This window comes from Barnesiella sp. CU968, from assembly GCF_905219685.1.
In the GTDB taxonomy this organism is placed as follows: domain Bacteria; phylum Bacteroidota; class Bacteroidia; order Bacteroidales; family Muribaculaceae; genus Lepagella; species Lepagella muris_A.
This window is the reverse complement of the sequence record NZ_CAJMXD010000016.1, coordinates 1-18,580: the sequence shown is the minus strand read 5'-3', so window position 1 is coordinate 18,580 and position 18,580 is coordinate 1. Positions and strand designations below refer to the sequence as shown.

Here is an 18,580-nt window from a genome sequence, read left to right as displayed (position 1 = left end):
ACCTGAAATGATGCCATCCCTCTCCGGAACGCATCCAATGACCGTATTACCCCTTGTGCGCCCTTTCTGCCGGTCACCTATATCAAGAGTCGGAATCCCGAACGATGGAGCCTCTATTATTCCGCTCGATGAATTGCCAATAACTGCTGCAGCATGCGCCAATGCGGAATAGTACCGGTCACGTCCCAATGACTTGACTGCAATGGCTCGTCCGACACTTTCCCCGCACCAATCCCCGACAAGTGATGCCACCGTCCTGCCTTCCGTGTCTGAATTGGGCATAGTAAACAAGACACTCACGACACCCTCCTCTGCATCTTTCAATACAACCGTTTCCAAGGCTTCCAACAAAGCCGTTGTCTGCAACGACGCCTCTCCAGGCTGCATGGTGACGGGATGAAAAGTGACGACAACAAATTCTTCGGCAAGAGACACACCGAGGCTATTCTCCAATTCAACCCTCGTCATAGGCGTAAAATGAGTGATAGCATCCACGGCAGGGCTTCCGGCATTGAATACTCTCTCCGGTTCTTCCCCCATCTGAATCACCCTCCGGCGATACTCCTCAGTGGAAGTAAAATGAAATGTCGAAAGTTTTGTTATGGCATGCCTGATTGAATCGTCATAAGCGCCTTCCGTGATTTCCCCTCCGTGAAGGTGAGCCACAGGTATGCCGAATATCATAGCGGCGGAAGCCGCCGCCAATATCTCGTAACGGTCTCCAAGTATCAACACAAGATCGGGAGCCAAACGGAAGAAGGCATCTGCGAATCCAGACATGGCAACACTCATTGCCTTGACAGTGCCGCAATGGGAATCATCATCAAGCGGCAATGGAATCCTGACATCAACATCAAAACCGTCTTCTATAATTTCATTCACAGTCATGCCATAGGCAGCCGACAGATGCATGTTGGTGGCAACAATCTGAAGGCACACGCCATCTGTATCCTTAAGCCTTTTCATTAATCCGCTGAGGATTCCATATTCGGCACGGGTTCCGGTAACGACACAAATCTTACGCAATTTCAATAAGGTGTTTATATATTAGAGAATATCATCGATTTCAATCATTTCGTCGGGATTGAAATCACGGATTGCACGGGTGCCTTCGACCTCCCGCCATCTCATCGGTGAAATGCCATGTCCGGGGCGCTTTGCCGTCATATTGTTTTCTGTCAGCACCTCTCCTCTCTTTATATTGCAGGAAGCGACAATGCTTTTACGAGCCACTGCAACATTCGCAGACTCCGAAGGAGACACTCGCTTGCGTCCGTCACCGAGAGCTGTCTCTACATTCCTTATCGCCGCGACCATTGCCTTAAGTTCCATAGGTTCAAGCGATGCCCGGTGATCGGGTCCCGGAAGGTCGCGGGAAAGTGTGAAATGCTTTTCAATCACCGTTGCGCCAAGAGCGGCAGCCGCAACCGGAATTTCTATTCCGACAGTATGATCGGAGAAACCCACTTTCTCCGAGAAGTCACGCAAGGAGAGCATCGCCCGCAGATTCACGTCTGCCATAGGTGTGGGATACTGGGTGTTGCAGTGAAGGAGCGTCACCTTGGCAAGATCCTGGCCATTCTCAGCCAGGGCATTCATTGCCGCTGCGACATCAGAAACTTCACACATTCCGGTAGACATCACGACCTCCTCATTATATCCCGCTATCTTACGCAGATAAGGATAGTTGGTTATCTCGCCTGAGGGAATTTTCCAGATTTTCAGACCGAGCGAATGCAGAAAATCAACGCTGTCAAGATCAAAAGGTGTCGACAGGAATCTGATTCCTTTCCTCTCGCAATAATCCATAAGTTCCCGATGATCGTCCTCGCTAAGCTCAAGATTTTTCAGCATCTGCAATTGCGAGGAATCGGAGCCGTTCATATTCTTTTTCTGGTATTCCGCCTTCCCGGCATCTGCGGTCACGAGCTTTTCAGCCTTGAATGTCTGAAATTTGACAAAATCCGCACCGGCATCCGCAGCGGCATCTACAAGAGATTTCGCCATTTCAAGCGAACCGTTGTGATTCACTCCCGCTTCTGCTATAATACGTATCATAATCACTTGAGTTTTCTTGCCGGAAATCCGACATATGTTCCAGAGAGAACCGCGTCTTTGGCAAGCAGAGAACCGGCTCCGAGAAAGACGTCATCGCATATGGAAGTCCCCTGCACCATTACGGCGCCGCTTCCTACAAAACAACGTGCTCCCACGCTGCATGCCCCGTTGACTTTCGCACCTGTCGAGACATGCGTCAGATCTCCTACCGATGCATCGTGCTCGATTATGGCTCCGGTATTGACTATGACGCTCTCACCTACCTTCGCCGCCGAGTTTACTACTGACTGATGCAACAGTACGGTTCCCGCTCCAATGCTTGCACGAGGTGACAGAAAAGCGGTAGACGCCACAACAGTGGCAAGTGTTCCACCGGCATCCTTTACCCGGCGATGCAGTTTCTGGCGTGGAACGGAATTTTCTATTGATCCGATAGTGACAATAAATTCACAATCATCCACAAACCCGGATATATCATCGTCAGAGCCTATGACAGGATAACCTGACACTTCGGTTCCAATAAGTTCCGGCAAATCCAATATTCCTCGAATCTTTCTGCCACAGCTTTCCACAGCCTCTATCACAGAGCGGCAATGTCCTCCGCCGCCTATCAGTATCAGCTCTTTCTCCATCTGCAATCCGGCTTTTATGATTCAAGCTTGACCGATGACGGCAGATTCACTATTGTGTCTGCAAGCAAGACGGTATTGGTCTGCGAATCGCGCTCACAGTGCTCAAACATCGGCAGATGCCACATCAGCTCCCATATCGGGCGAGTCATCACACCGTGGTCGTTACTGTATTGCAGGAAACGGTCGCGTTCCTCGCGAGTGGGAAACGCAATCGCGTTGAGCCAATAATTTGACACCGACTCTGTCGGTTCCGCCATAAACTTTATTCCTCCGGGTTCCGATGCGAAAAATTCCCTGTATATTTCGGCAGTCTTTCTTTTCGAGGCAAGAAAACCTGAAATTTCCTCCAGCTGTGCACACCCGAGAGCGGCATTGATGTTGGGCATACGGTAGTTATAACCTATATGGTCATGTATGAATTCCCACCGCGACGGAACTTTCGCCTGAGTGGTCAGATGTTTGGCGAGGTCGGCGAGTTTCTCGTCATTGAAAAGAAGCATTCCGCCACCTCCGGTAGTTATTGTCTTATTTCCGTTGAAACTGATCGCACCTATTCTTCCGAAAGTGCCCGTATGCTTCCCTTTATAAAAGGAACCAATGCTTTCTGCAGCATCCTCCACAAGTTCAAGGCAATACTCATCGCATATCGATGCTATCTCGTCAATCCGGCATGGATGCCCGAATGTATGCATAGGCACGACACTCTTCACCCTACGTCCTGTAGACTTGTTCCTCAAAACATTACCGGCATCTTTAACCGTATGTTTTTCAAGCCATTCCCTGAGAGCAGCCGGAGAAAGCCCCATAGTGTCATAATCCACATCTATGAAGACAGGATGCGCCCCTATGTAGGATATGGCATTGCACGTGGCTATAAACGACAGAGATTGAGTGAGCACCTCGTCATCTCTTTCGACACTGGCAAGCATCAGTGCCATGTGAAGGGCGTTGGTTCCGCTGACACATACCACCGCCCTGCGTGCACCAGTATATTCGGCAATGTCCCTCTCAAAACGGTCAACGAACGCACCGACACTCGACACAAATGTCGAGTCGATGCATTCGTCAAGGTATTTCTTTTCATTTCCCGAGAACGTCGGTGCATGTAGAGGCACAAAATCCCCCTCTCCGGCACCGAACCTGTCTCTTATCATACGGAGAATCAATTCATATTCCATAGGTAATCGTCAAGTACTTGATTTAAAAGCTGCTGTTCATGTTTACAAGAAACGCATACAATATCATCCCGAGAAAGAATGTTATTCCAACCCACATTTTGGCATTTCGCGCACAATCGTGAGCCGCACGGCGGTACCCCATTTTTTCATCAGCCGTATATAAATCCTTTCCCTGCCTGGATTCACCGCGCAGATACAGATCCCATGCCTTACGCGACATTACAGAATAATATATCGCGACAAATCCGGTCGGAGGGAAACACAGCAATGTCAATAGTATCGACACAGTCAGCAGAGACACCGGCGCATGATCAATCTCCTCCGGGTCATCCTGAGGCATCGGGAAAGGATAGCCTCCGTCTCCGGCTTCCCGAGTCTCCTCAGCCTCAGGCACAGCCGGTTGCTCTGCCACTATCGGCACAGGATGCAGCTTATCGAAGATTCTCTGCCTGTAATACCTGCAGATATCCGCCACATCGGCTGCCTGTTCCCAGTCAGACATTCCTTTGGACCACACATACGTGTCGGGTGTGACTCCCGCCTCATGGAGGGCATCAAGTGTGAACGGTCCCCGGCGCTCGCCGTCGATCATTGCGAAATAAAGAGCCATCCTGTCTGCTGTCAATTACCCAAACCGGCAATCTGGTTTATAAGCATACTGGTCGTACCGGTGACAGTAAGGAGAAAACCGATGCCGCCGAGCACAAGAGCGATGATAGTCATTGTGCGTGCCGAGGAATTGCTCATGTCGCCGTTCTCCCCGAATCCTTCGTTATAGAACTTGTTGGCGGCATTAGCTTTCGTTATGCCTATTATACCGAAAATCATTCCATACAAGAGAAAAGAGCACCGAAGATTGTGCCTACAATTGCCCAGGGCAGCCAGTTGGTGTGAGGTATCGGTTCGTTGGCACGACCATACACGGTGTACGGATCCGGAGGTGTGTTGCCATAACCATTACCGCCATAAGGGGGCTGCGGCATACGGTGAGCCCGGCTTGCATATGGATCAAGCGACTCCTCGGGACGCGCATATCCGCCAAAAGCGGAATCCCCCATAAATATGTCGGCAAGTTCGGGAAGAGTATCAGCCTTCACCCAGTCGGCAAGTCCCTGACGCCACACATAGGAATCAGGCTGTATGCCGGCAGTCATCAGCCGGTCCTTTGAAAGCGGACCGGACTGAACACCATTTATTATTACAAAATATTCCATATTCTACATGTTTTTACCGTGACAGTTCTTGTATTTTTTGCCAGAGCCGCAAGGACAGGGATCATTACGGCCGATTTTGGGACCTGCCTTGACCGGTTGCTGCGCGGGAGCGGGACGGTTCACGCTTGCTGCAGCCTGACGCTGTGCGCTCTCCCCGGGGTATGCATCGCGTGTGGTGCTGTAGTTTGCATACGGATTGTATGAAGAACGCGCCTGAGCCTGCGTCGCCTGCTCCTGCATCGCACGCGCTTCGGCAGCTTTTGCCTCGGCTTCTTTTGCTTCTTCGTAATCCACTACCGCAAGCCTGCCCCTCATAAGAGTGGCAACTGACTTGGAGTTCATATCATAAAGCATCTTCTTCCAAAGTTCGAACGCCTCGATCTTGTAGATCACAAGCGGGTCTTTCTGCTCATAAGAGGCATTCTGAACTGATTTGCGAAGCTCATCCATTTCGCGGAGCTGCTCCTGCCATGCCTTGTCTATCGAAGACAACAGAACTGTCTTTTCCCACGCTTTGGTAAGAGATTTGCACCCGTCGGCATAGCAATCTCCTATATCCGCACGGATATTGAACATGCGACGACCATCGGTCACAGGCACGCCTATCATACCCTGCGCGCCACGTTCCTCTACAAACTCCTTGATATACGGAGCAGCGGTATTAGCCATCTTCTCCTTGTTGCGTGCGAATGTATTCATCGCCTCTTCGGCAAGGCGGTCAGTCAGATCACGCGAGTCGATTTTGCTGAATTCCGTCTCGCTGACCGGAGCCTCGATTGCAAGAGACTTGTTCACATCCTCTGTGAATTCATCGTAGCTTGAATACTTGCGGTTTGCGAGTTCACCGGCAAGTTCATAGACCATATTAGCGATGTCCGTACCTATACGTTCACCTTTGAGCGCGTTCTGACGGCGACCGTACACTCCCTTTCTCTGGGCATTCATGATGTCGTCATATTCCACAAGACGTTTACGGATGCCGAAGTTGTTTTCCTCGACACGTTTCTGAGCGTTCTCTATGGATTTGGTGACCATGCTGTTTTCAATCATCTCTCCCTCCTTGAAGCCAAGACGGTCAAGCATCTTGACAACGCGGTCATTGGCGAAAAGACGCATGACTGTGTCTTCAAACGACACGAAGAACACAGAACTGCCCGGGTCTCCCTGACGACCGGCTCGACCTCTGAGCTGACGGTCCACACGACGAGACTCATGACGTTCCGTGCCGATGATGGCAAGACCGCCTGCTGCTTTGACCTCGTCGGAGAGTTTGATGTCCGTGCCACGACCCGCCATATTGGTCGCGATAGTGACAGTACCTTTCTGACCAGCCTGTGCGACGATATCAGCCTCTTTCTGGTGCAGCTTGGCATTCAGCACCTGGTGAGGGATCTTACGCAGTTTCAGCATCTTTGAAAGAAGTTCGGAAATTTCTACAGAGGTGGTTCCGACAAGCACCGGACGACCTGCGTTTACCATGTCTTCCACTTCCTGAATGACAGCCGCGTACTTCTCCTTCTTCGTGCGGTATACACGGTCGTTCATATCATCGCGGATGACAGGACGGTTGGTAGGAATCTCAATCACATCGAGCTTGTAGATGTCATAGAATTCTCCAGCCTCGGTCATCGCGGTACCTGTCATACCGGCAAGTTTACGATACATACGGAAATAGTTCTGCAATGTGATTGTAGCGTAAGTCTGAGTTGCTGCCTCAACCTTCACACCCTCCTTAGCCTCGATTGCCTGATGAAGTCCGTCGGAATAACGGCGTCCCTCCATGATACGTCCGGTCTGCTCGTCAACGATCTTGATCTTATTGTCATCGATCACATATTCCACATCCTTGTCAAAGAGAGTGTATGCCTTGAGAAGCTGGTTGACGGTATGCACACGCTCCGCCTTGATTGCATAATTCTGAAGAAGCTGATCTTTTTTCTCACGCTTTTCATCGGCGGTCAGGTCTTCGTTCTCAACCGCCGACAACTGGGCGGCAATATCGGGAAGAATGAAGAACTCCGGATCCTGGGTCGTGCCTGTAAGCACTTCTATACCCTTGTCGGTAAGCTCAATGGAATGGTTTTTCTCATCTATCACAAAGAAGAGCGGTTCAACCGCCTTCGGCATCTCGCGGTTGTTGTCCTGCATATATTTAGCCTCGACCTTGAGCATAAGCTGCTTGATTCCATCCTCACTCAGGAAGCGGATCAACGGGCCATGTTTCGGGAGAGCCTTGTAAACACGGAAGAGCGCGAGTCCGCCTTCTTCCGTCTCACCTTTGGCAATCTTGTCCTTGGCATCGAGAAGGAGATTCTGGGCAAGTTTGCGCTGGGCGTTCACGACCTTCTCCACGTTGGGCTTGAAGTCGTTGAACATCTGGTCGTCACCTTTGGGCACCGGACCGGAGATGATAAGCGGAGTTCTTGCGTCGTCTATAAGAACCGAGTCAACCTCATCGACAATCGCGTAATAATGTTCGTCACGCTGAACGAGGTCTTCAGTCTGCACAGCCATATTGTCGCGGAGATAGTCGAAACCGAATTCGTTGTTGGTTCCGAACGTTATGTCGCAACGATATGCGTTACGGCGCTCTTCGGAGTTGGGCTGCGTTTTGTCGATGCAGTCCACAGTCAGTCCATGGAACTGATACAACGGTCCCATCCATTCCGAGTCTCGTTTCGCAAGGTAATCGTTAACGGTAACCACGTGCACACCCTCTCCCGTAAGTGCATTCAGGAACACCGGCAAGGTAGCCACAAGGGTCTTTCCCTCACCTGTAGCCATCTCCGCGATATTGTTGGTTACCTTTCCATTGTTCATCAAACCGTGGAGCACCATACCTCCGATAAGCTGCACATCATAATGCATCNTATCCCACTTCATGAGATTACCGCCAGCCATCCATTCGTTCTTATAGATAGCCTTGTCTCCGTCTATTGTCACGAAGTCCTTGCCGGCTGCGGCAAGCTCCCGGTCTGCCTGAGAGGCTGTAACCTCGATGGTGTCATTCTCCTTGAAACGGCGTGCCGTCTCCTTGACAACCGCGAAAACCTCCGGCAATGCCGCGTCAAGTTCTTTCGCATAATTGTCGAACATCCCTTCGCGGAGATCATCTATTTTCTTCCACAGCGGCTCGCGCTTGTCGTAATCAAGAGTCTCGATTTCTGCGCGAACGGCAGCCATCTGATCTTTATATTCCTGCGCACCACCTCGTATGCGGTCACGGATAGCATTGATACGTCCTCTAAGCTCGTCGTTTGAAATCTCCGTGATCTGTGCGCTTATGGGATTGATCTCTTTCTCAAGACGCTGCCAGAGCGGACGGACCGCACGCTCCGACTGGTCGCCAAAAATTTTATGTAATAATTTAGATATCATTATGATGTTTAATTTTTTTCTGTTTAATATCATTCAGCCAAGAGGCTGCATATTTATCTTGTCACACACTCGTCAGTGCCTTTCGAGAAGAAGAGGTTTTGATACCGCCCCGTTCGGAGAGCGGATCCGGAGTATGCTGCTTACTGTCGGTGCCAGAGCTGTGGCATCTACAGGAAGCGATATTTTCTGTGGCACTATTCCCGGAGCTACGATAAATGCCGGTGTAAGCACAGGAGTTTCCCTGACAGGATGCGACGTGACCGGATAATCCAGATCATCCACAACAGCCCAGCCGGGATTGAATGTCACAAATATGTCGCCCCCCTTCTTAGGGTCTACAGAGAGTCGGAGACGTTCCTGTTCGGGAGTGCGGGGAGAAAGTATGTCATATAAAGTGAAAGCATCCGACACACCGCTCATTCTGGCGAGAAAACTTCTCGCATCTGCCACAACGTCACTGACATCAAGTTTTTTTTCCTCTAAAAGACTATGGTCAAGATAGAGATGGCTACCCCTGAATGCGACCACATAATCAGCATTGCCGTGAAGGGCGGAAAGGTATGAATTTAGCAGCGATTCCGCCCTTTTCATCGAGAACTCTCCGGTCGGAATCCTGTATTTCTTGTCATCTATCACGGCATCGTCATAATAACCGGTAGATGAAAGCCATATTACCGCATTTCCGGCACCCACATATTTGTCGATAGCCTCGAACAATCTGCCGAGCTGGCTGTCAAGCCTCAGATAAGCGTCTGTAAGTTCGGCACGGAAATCACCATCGGAAACATATTTGTATGGTGCCAGCGTATATCCGACATTGATCATATCGACCGCATTGCCGTTGCTGCCGATCTTCATCTGCTTCAGACATTCTATGGCAACGTCCGTAACCTCCGCGTTTCCGACAGGCGACGCGCTGAAACGGCGGTAAACCTCCTTGTCGGAACGAGGGAACATGTGTCGGAACGGATATATCTTTTTCTGCTGCGGAAGTCCGGGGAATTTTTCAATCGGAATAGAGGGCTTCCACTGCATCGTGTCGATTCGCGATGCTACGGAATATGAATAGTTGCGTGCGCTGACTGGCGCGGGGAGATTCTTGTAATAGGTAGTAGTCGCCCAGTTTCCGGTGTTTTCATTGATCCAGCATGCCCCGGTGCCTGCATGGCCGGTCATTATGACCGCAAGCTGAGGATCAGCGGCAAACGAATAGATCGACGAAAGAGCAAGACCGTCTACGGCAAGCTCGTCACTGAGTGTGGAAAGGCGCAGATTCTCCGGAGAATAAGAGTCGTTGGTGAAATTCCCCAAAGTCTTGGAATCCAGGAGCGCAGGCTGCATCTTCCTGGTGACAGGATCATACACGGATTCGGAAGCCACACCGGTATTTGCCGGATATGCTCCGGTATAGAGCATTGCGGTGGCTGTGGCGGCATCAAGTCCCTTCACCTTGAAATCGATGTCGCGTATATAAGCGCCATCCTTCATCAGCCGCTTGAAACCACGGTCTGTGAAGTATGACTGCAGAAACTCTATGTAATCAGTGCGGAGCTGATCAACGACAATTCCCACCACGAGTCTTGGGCGCTCCCCCTCGTCGTGGGCTGCCTGAACCGCCACGTTCATTGTGGCAAGACCGCACAGCACTGTTGATAATATTCTTTTCATTGTTAAATTTACCTTTTCGCATAATGACAAGCGCATATGCTATTGCAAGCACAACTGTGGCACCCATCATCGGAAAAACCGCCGGACTGGCGCTCTGTATCTGGAATGGCCATACAATCAGAAGGCTGCCTACCGCTATAATATTATACCACGCAAGAGCAAGTGCTCCGTAGCGTAATTTTCGACCTAACACGCATACCGCCATCAAAAGCTGCAGCGGATTGAGCCAGATGAGAAGAAGATTGGGAGATGTCGCCTCGTGTTCCGAAAAAAACACAAGCAAAAACACCACACACCCTGCAATACCGCAAATTCCGAACCAAATCGTATAAAATACAGATAATACTTTCTTTTTCCATAGCTGCCAGCCGCACGCCAGCAGCGAGAGCGACAGAAATGCCACACCGAAAGCCATAGGTGTCATATACCATGGAGTCGGAGGAAGAACAGGCTCTCCCCGCTTCTCAAGAATCACCCTGCTTTCTTTCACCAGCGGGCGACCATCCGCGAAATGGGCGGCACCTGCCTTTTCCATCATCTCCATCGGAACGAACATCTCGTCACGCCCTCTGACAGGACGGTCAAGACCGCCTCCGAGTGCGAGATCTATGCCAAACTGATACCATGGGTAGTTATGATGATAGGCTCGCATCTCTTCTCTGAATGTGCCGTATCTGACATCATCAGGATATATAATTCTGGAATCAACAGCGGAATCGAGTCGCCAGACAATGCGGGTGGCGCAGTTGTCTTTGACGTAGTTATAACGATACTTGCAGTTTTCGGGTTTAGCCTCTTCCCTGAGAATATTCAGGAAACGCGATGCTTCCGTCTGGGAGAGGTTTAGGTCTTGCTCCGTCACCGTTCTGCCTGCTTCCTGATATTCAGGCAGAAACCAATAAAACGGATAACCCGCAAGACGGTAGTCGGTTTCTCCTTTGACAAACCGATAAATAAAATTGGGTTCTGTGAAATCAAACACTCCGTAATTCCATATGGAATCTACAGGCTGACCGTGAAGTATGCCGCGCACACGTACCGCCTCATGACCACAGAGCTCATAAATTTCCGAACCGGGAGAGCAGGTTATAAGACTCACAATAATAGAGTCTTTTCGGATTTCCTCCCCGAAGAGAGTAAACCCGAAAAGAATCAATGTCATTATTGTGATTATCCTCGCTTTCAATTTAAATTGCAATGATTTTAGAAATTGCAGTTTTTCGGATAACGTGGAAATGGAATCACATCACGGATATTCTGCATTCCTGTAACAAAAAGAACCAGACGTTCAAACCCGAGACCGAAACCGGAGTGCGGCACGGTGCCGAACTTGCGTGTGTCCATATACCAGGGCATGTCTGCCATGCCGAGTTCCTCCATGCGCGAGCAGAGAACATCATAATTCTCCTCACGTTGCGAACCGCCGATTATCTCACCGATCTGCGGGAAAAGGACATCCATGCCTCTCACGGTTTTGCCGTCTTCATTGAGTTTCATGTAGAACGCCTTGATTTCCTTGGGATAATCGGTAAGCATGACCGGACGTTTGAAATGCTTCTCCACAAGATAACGCTCATGCTCGGAAGCAAGATCCGCACCCCAGTAAACAGGGAATTCGAATTTCTCACCGCTTTCCTCAAGGATTTTCACACCCTCTGTATAAGGAAGACGTACAAAGTCATTCTCGACAACAAATTTCAGACGGTCGATCAGCTCTTTGTCGAAATGGTCGTTGAGGAACTGAATGTCATCCTTGCAGTGGTCAAGCGCATAGTTGATGCAATACTTGATAAATTCCTCGGCAAGATCCATGTTGTCATTGACATCATAGAATGCCATTTCCGGCTCAATCATCCAGAACTCCGAAAGATGACGGGGTGTGTTTGAATTCTCTGCACGGAACGTGGGACCGAAAGTATAGATGCAACCGAGTGCCGTTGCCCCCAGCTCGCCTTCAAGCTGACCGGAAACGGTAAGGCTTGTCGGCGCACCGAAGAAATCCTGGCTGTAATCGACATTGCCATCTTCCGTGCGGGGAAGCTCTTCCATCGGAAGAGTCGTCACCTGAAACATCGCTCCGGCTCCCTCACAGTCTGATTCTGTGATCAGCGGCGTGTGAAAATAATAGAATCCTTTGTCGTTAAAGAATTTATGGATTGCGAACGCGAGCGCATGACGAATACGCAACACTGCGCCAAAAGTATTTGTGCGCGGACGAAGATGCGCTATCTCACGCAGAAATTCAAGAGAATGACCTTTCTTCTGCAAAGGATATTCCGCAGGATCCGCCGTTCCATAAATCTCAAGCTCCTCCGCCTGAACCTCAACGGTCTGACCCTTTCCCTGACTCTCGACCAGAAGCCCCTGGACATGTATGCTCGAACCTGTGGTAACAGTCTTGAGGCTTTCTTCGGAAAACCTGGAAAGGTCAAACACAATCTGCAGGCTATTGATGGTAGAACCGTCGTTAAGAGCTACAAACTGAACGTTCTTGTTTCCTCGGCGCGTACGCACCCAACCTTTTACGTCCACTTCCGAGCCTGCATATTTCGAAGGCTCGGAAAGGAGTTCCCTGACGGTTTTTCTTCTTATATCTTTCATTATATATTCAATTATTCAAAGGCACCCATGCGCAAATAGTTCACCTCTTCCTGTGTCAGATATCTCCAACGGCCGCGAGGAAGATTTTTCTTGGTAAGACCTGCGAAATAAACACGGTCAAGCTTCGTGACACGATAGCCGAGACTCTCGAAGATACGTCGCACAATACGGTTGCGTCCGCTGTGAATTTCGATACCAGCCTGGTTTCGGTCTGTATCCGACACATAACTGATGGCATCGGCATGGATTTCTCCGTCTTCAAGTTCTATGCCGTCGGCTATGCGCTGCATATCCTCTTCCGCTATATCTTTGTCTGTCCAGACATGATAAATCTTTTTCTTCACGAATTTCGGATGCGTGAGTTTGGAAGCGAGGTCTCCGTCGTTGGTGAGGAGCAGGACTCCTGTTGTGTTGCGGTCGAGACGTCCTACTGGATAGATGCGCTCCTGACACGCGTTTTTCACAAGGTCAAGAACGGTCGTACGTCCGTTGGGATCATCGCTTGTTGTCACACAATCCTTGGGTTTATTTAGAAGCACATAGCATTTGCGCTCCGGAGTGACCACCTTCTCATCATATTCCACGACATCGTTACGTGAGATTTTTGTTCCGAGTTCAGTCACGACCTCGCCGTTCACCTTCACCTTTCCTGTTGTGATATACTCATCAGCCTCACGACGAGAGCATATTCCGGCATTAGCCATATACTTGTTGAGACGGACCTGTTCATTCGGATCGATATCCTCAAGCACATAATCAATCTGCTTTGGACGCGGCATGAACCTCATGCCCGGGTTATTTCTGTTGTTATTTGGACGGAAGCCCTGCTGACGAGGCTGCCCGTAGCCTCCCGGCTGACGGTTATTCTGCTGACGGTAACCGCCCTGCTGACGCTGCTGACCGTAACCTCCCTGCTGACGGTTCTGGCTGTAGCCTCCCTGCTGACGCTGCTGACCGTAACCTCCCTGCTGGCGGTTCTGGTTGTAGCCCCCCTGCTGGCGAGGCTGTCCGTATCCGTTCTGCTGACGGTTCTGGTTATAACCGCCCTGCTGGCGAGGCTGGGAATATCCTGAAGGACGCTGCTGATAATTGTTCTCACCGTTCTGCTGCTGATATCCGCCCTGACGCGGCTGTCCGTATCCACCTTGCTGGCGGTTCTGGCTGTAGCCGCCCGGCTGACGGTTGTATCCACCTTGGTTATAATTTTGATTACGCGGCTGGTAGCCACCCTGACGTCCGTAACCTTCCTGACGGTTGTAACCGCCCTGACGGTTCTGATTGTAGCCATAGTTTCTTTGCTGATACGGGCGCTGTTCACGCTCCTGACCGTCAGAACCCTGACGATTGCTGTCAGAAGGATAATTCACTTTTTCGTAGCGCGACTCATTTTCCCCGTTTTCCGACGAAGATACATTCATGCCGGGAACTCCAATCCGCGGTCTTTTAGACTTTTTAGCTTCTTCCTTTGTTAAAAAATTCAGCACTTAGGGCATCTCCCCCTTCGGCAGTCGCCTGATTGACAATCGTTTTTCAGTAATCGGTATAATAAATTATATAGTTTAAACTTGCTTATTGTTAACGAATTATATAATTCAACTGCAATTGACCTAAATGGGTTCAATCTTATAAACGCGCAAATATAGACATTTTTCTCCAAAAGTCAAAAGAAATCGCGTATTTTCAAACATTTTCGAATAAATATGGAGTGCAAGGACAAATGCAACGCAGATGTCAGACATTAGCCATTGCATAAAACTTGTATATTTAACATAATTTAACAAACGGGGGGGGTATTTTGATTTTTTATTACTAACTTTACCCACGACAACAAACATTGACAGTATGCAAATAAATTTCACGAATCATTTGCAAAACTGACAAATAAAGTGTAAAAACAACACTCTTCATGATGTTCATCTTATCATATAAACTTCAGAATGATACCCAATAATTAACAATAAACTAAAACTTATGGGAATTTTTACTAAAACATTTCTTTCACTTACACTCCCGGTCTTGAGTATCGGAGTGTTCGCTTCCGACGCAGACGCAAGAAGCAATTATCCTGCAAATTTTGACTTGGATAATTATGTCTACAAAGCAAATAAAGCAGCTTCACCTTTCGAAAGCGAACGGACACAACAGATCAATCTTGCCAATGAAATCCTTGATGGCAAAAAAGGGAACAGACGAAATGCGCATATTTCACAACCCGTCGTTGCCTCTATCGGGCCGAAGGAGATGATTGAAAATATCGAGACACCATGGGGAGAGACCTGGTTCTATACAGGCTCATTTAAATATAGTTACATCCATGTTAGCGAGGATTACGACCGTCCGGTCATGCAAGAATTTGAATTTCAGATATATGACAGTCAGATGAAACCCATGGGAACAATCCGCGATAAGGTGTCATATAAAGTATATGAAGACGCTCCCCGCGACCCAGCTACTGCAAAACCGGAGGACATAGAGCTATATGGTCCATACCATAGGGAAGTAGCCGTGGCAAAATGCGAGATCACTCCTATTATAACACGCAATTTCTTTAACCGGGATGAAAAGATAGAGATAATAGTGGGCATTAGCGTTCAGACCACGTATTATATAAACAACAATTACAACAAAGTCTACCAGCTTGGAGGAGAAACCATAGAGGATAAGGACTTTGAAGGGAACACACAATCATACAACAAGCTCATTTATGAAATACCGATGCAATTAGGCGACGTATACAGCAAAATTGACAGCAACGGCAAAGAGAAGACATATATGACATTCATGGGTGATTATGAACCTGACGAAGATATCGAAATCCCCGACGGAGGAGACGAAGGCAGCGATATACCCTCTTATATCCCGGGATTCTGGGAACAATATTGCGCATATGGAGTTGACGCGATCGTATATCGCGGCGTACGTGACGGCGAAACCGAGATACAGCCGGTCATGACAAAGAAATTCCCGTTATGCCGCCTCCCGGGAGACATGCAGAGCACCCCTTTCATAATGACACTGTCACACAACGACAAACCATATATCGTTCAGCAATATTACGAGGATACATTCTATAATCCGTATCACTCGCCAATTGACGACATGTCAATGAGGGAAAACAACAAACTTGTAATCGAAATATACGAAGAGAATGAAGACGGGACAGGCTTCAAGCTCTCACAGACAACTAAAATACCTATATATTTATCTGAAAGCTTCGGTGGAAACACCATCATAGCATCATATTTTTCGGCTGGTGATTTCAGATATCGCGACGATGTGAATTTCACAGACTTCACAGACAACGGCAAAGCTGCATTTTTCATAACCAAGCAAGACTACGTTGCGGGGCAGGATGACAATTATATCCGTTCGTATTATCTGTATGACGACAACGGTGCCTTAAAAAACGCCATATTCGAAAAATGCGAAAGCCACATCCGGATGAGCGACATAGAAGGCTTCGAACCGCAGGAAATGTTCATCGGCACCAACTCAATGGGTGAATATATATTCCACTTCGTTGACATGAAGTCGCTAAAAGAGGTTTTAAACCTTAATTACCTCTATCAAATAGACCCGGATACGGAACCCGAAAGCTTGACATCCAACATGGATCGTGTAAAAGACGGAGATTCATATAAATATGCCAACGAACTCCGATTTCCCATTCAGGACGAAGACAATAATGACATAGCGCGCGTGATCTGGATAAACAAGGACGGTTCTTACGACCGTACTGATGAAATCAACATGGGCACAGGCGTACTTTACGCACAGATATATATTGACAACAGCACTCTTAACCCGGACTATTTCTACAAAGACAACACTAAATATAACGAATACATGATGCTCGTGAAGCGAGGCATAGCCGGAGAAGGCGCAGTTGAAGAAGTATTGGTCGGACAGGCAAGCAATCCTGATTACCCCAAAGGACGCATATTCCTGACGGATGGTCCGGACGAGCGCGGAGCACTCGCAAAAGTCATGACTTACAACCATCCGGAGCAACCGTTGCTTTTCATCACTAAATACGACAAGCCGAAAGATATCCATTCCTGGGACATATACGCATTGCCCTTTACTTCAGACGGAGATAGCTCTGTAGACGAAATCGCATCTTCCGCAACAAATGAAGGTTCTATAGCCTTCGACGGAGTTTCAATAAGATGCGAAGGAGCTTCAATTGAGGTTTTCGATATCCGAGGAATGAAAGTTGCCAAAGGAAACGGCATCGTGAACATCTCACATCTCGACGCAGGAATCTACATCGTCACTGCCAATGGCGAGACGCTTAAGGTTCAAATGCAATAACTACACTTACAACACCTTGACCGGAGTTTAAGCCGGAGCGCAAGCTCCGGTCAAGGCTATCTTTTTATCTTTAAATACCTTTTTTATGAAACAATCTCGACTATTCATCGTGGGTATGCTGTTGCTTTCAGCGTTGTCTTTCTCAACAAAAGCTGCAGATTTTTCCTTCACAGTCAACTGGGACAATCCGGGAGCCGTGCAGATCATTCAGGGAGGTGTATCATCTCCATCATTGACGATAGATGCGGACAAGACCTCCTGGACAGGCACAGAACCGGACTCATATTACGTAAAACCCGCACCCGGATATATAATCCTCAACGTACACGAAAAGTATATAAAAGCTGACACTAAGCAAGAGATAGACCGTGACAAGAAGCTTGGCGGAAACGAAAAATACGGACAATTCTGCGATATTTCAACACGCTCACTCCTTAACGGCGCGGTATATACCATTACCACCAAGAAACTTTCTGACGCCGGCAGTTTCACACTGAACGTCAAGAATGGCGCCGATAAATTCAAAGCATGGTTCAAGAACGACAAATCCGGAGGAAGCGAAGAGGTCTTTTCAACATTCTCCGCAATCGGTTTCCATAAGGGTGAACAAGAAATAAAGATCACAGACCATGACAAATACCTCAACCTTTCTCCTCTCGGATCCACGAAAATATTCAAAGTAACCCTAAATGGAGAAAGCCAGGACTTGATTTGGGGCGGTTACGAAATTCCTGTAAAAAACGGAGACAATGTTATTGTTCAGGTTTTCGAACAAGATCCAACAGCTTGCGATGTTTCCATAAAGTTCACCAACAACGAGAATTGTCTACAGGACATATACAACAGAGCTACCGGGAAGTTCGTTAAACCTGATGAGCTTGCCGCGCTAAACAACAGACTCAGTGTCGATGAAGGAGATGTGCTACAGTTCAATTTCAATGAAGATTATACGGTAAGTGCAATCAAGGTAAACGGAACTCCGGCAGAAAACTTCTCCGCCAGCGGATTCAGCCTTACAGTGACACAGGACTCGCAAATCGAATTTACAGCTACAGCCAAAATCTATCCGGATGTGCCTGTGACTCTTTATCTCAAGAATCCGGAAGGAATAATAATCAGAAAAGGACCGTTCAATGAAGACGAAGTGATTGATCTGGGAGAAGGTGAAGAACTGACTTCAAATGTATCATTTCCTAATGCCGGCAATTTAGTAATAAAAGCGGGCGAAGCCAAAAAATATGTATTCAGTGTTTCAGGGAAACGGCCTCAATTTTTCTGGAGTTCAAAACCCGGATATTGGATCAATGAAGCTGTCCTGTGCAATTCAAGCGACAATGCATCAACATGGCCTTCACCGGGAGTGATGGCAGACCAGACCCCTTTATACCTTGCCGCCAAAGCTGTCAATACCGACAACACTCTTGTATTTTTCTTTGACGGAGCGGAGAAGGAAGCGAAATGCTTCGCCGAGAACGAAGCCGTCTCGGAAAGACTTTCATTCCCCGGTCTTGGCTCGGAGAATTATATACCCGTGGGA

14 protein-coding genes are annotated in these 18,580 nt (G+C 48.4%); 2 read left to right on the top strand and 12 right to left on the bottom strand.

Features of this window, described 5'->3' with window-relative positions; genetic code table 11:
* The 12 genes from neuC to JX312_RS01460 all read right to left on the bottom strand — a co-directional run.
* A partial coding sequence (gene neuC, locus JX312_RS01515) for a UDP-N-acetylglucosamine 2-epimerase (protein ID WP_204456725.1) occupies positions 1–1,026 on the bottom strand: 1,026 nt, incomplete at its 3' end.
* A gap of 21 nt (positions 1,027–1,047) precedes the next feature.
* A complete protein-coding gene (neuB, locus tag JX312_RS01510; protein ID WP_128707588.1) occupies positions 1,048–2,058 on the bottom strand; it encodes an N-acetylneuraminate synthase in 1,011 nt (336 codons plus the stop codon).
* Between the two features lie 2 nt (positions 2,059–2,060).
* Positions 2,061–2,690, bottom strand: coding sequence for an acetyltransferase (locus JX312_RS01505; protein WP_204456723.1), 630 nt, complete (start codon positions 2,688–2,690; stop codon positions 2,061–2,063).
* A gap of 14 nt (positions 2,691–2,704) precedes the next feature.
* Positions 2,705–3,868, bottom strand: a complete 1,164-nt coding sequence (locus tag JX312_RS01500) for a LegC family aminotransferase (protein WP_239653765.1) — start codon at positions 3,866–3,868, stop codon at positions 2,705–2,707.
* 22 nt (positions 3,869–3,890) lie between these two features.
* Positions 3,891–4,478, bottom strand: coding sequence for a GYF domain-containing protein (locus JX312_RS01495; RefSeq protein ID WP_204456722.1), 588 nt, complete (start codon positions 4,476–4,478; stop codon positions 3,891–3,893).
* Positions 4,479–4,489: 11 nt separating this feature from the next.
* Positions 4,490–4,696: a hypothetical protein gene (locus JX312_RS01490; RefSeq protein ID WP_204456720.1), complete on the bottom strand. Its 207-nt coding sequence runs from the start codon at positions 4,694–4,696 to the stop codon at positions 4,490–4,492.
* Positions 4,693–5,082, bottom strand: a complete 390-nt coding sequence (locus JX312_RS01485) for a DUF4339 domain-containing protein (RefSeq protein WP_204456718.1) — start codon at positions 5,080–5,082, stop codon at positions 4,693–4,695. Before JX312_RS01485 ends, JX312_RS01490 begins: the two co-directional genes overlap by 4 nt.
* Positions 5,083–5,085: 3 nt before the next feature.
* A complete protein-coding gene (secA, locus tag JX312_RS01480; RefSeq protein WP_239653766.1) occupies positions 5,086–8,463 on the bottom strand; it encodes a preprotein translocase subunit SecA in 3,378 nt (1,125 codons plus the stop codon).
* 69 nt (positions 8,464–8,532) lie between these two features.
* Positions 8,533–10,128, bottom strand: coding sequence for an alkaline phosphatase family protein (locus tag JX312_RS01475; RefSeq protein WP_164916541.1), 1,596 nt, complete (start codon positions 10,126–10,128; stop codon positions 8,533–8,535).
* Positions 10,016–11,290 carry a DUF4105 domain-containing protein gene (locus JX312_RS01470; protein WP_204456715.1) on the bottom strand — a complete coding sequence of 425 codons (1,275 nt, stop codon included), beginning with the start codon at positions 11,288–11,290 and terminating at the stop codon, positions 10,016–10,018. Before JX312_RS01470 ends, JX312_RS01475 begins: the two co-directional genes overlap by 113 nt.
* Positions 11,291–11,331: 41 nt before the next feature.
* Positions 11,332–12,729: an asparagine--tRNA ligase gene (gene asnS, locus JX312_RS01465; RefSeq protein WP_204456713.1), complete on the bottom strand. Its 1,398-nt coding sequence runs from the start codon at positions 12,727–12,729 to the stop codon at positions 11,332–11,334.
* A gap of 11 nt (positions 12,730–12,740) precedes the next feature.
* Positions 12,741–14,147: a pseudouridine synthase gene (locus JX312_RS01460; RefSeq protein WP_123403774.1), complete on the bottom strand. Its 1,407-nt coding sequence runs from the start codon at positions 14,145–14,147 to the stop codon at positions 12,741–12,743.
* A 553-nt stretch (positions 14,148–14,700) separates the two neighbouring features.
* Between JX312_RS01460 and JX312_RS01455 the strand changes: the two genes are divergently transcribed.
* Complete coding sequence (locus JX312_RS01455; protein WP_204456712.1) at positions 14,701–17,043, top strand: T9SS type A sorting domain-containing protein; 2,343 nt, start codon at positions 14,701–14,703, stop codon at positions 17,041–17,043.
* 85 nt (positions 17,044–17,128) lie between these two features.
* A partial coding sequence (locus JX312_RS01450; protein ID WP_204456710.1) for a hypothetical protein occupies positions 17,129–18,580 on the top strand: 1,452 nt, incomplete at its 3' end.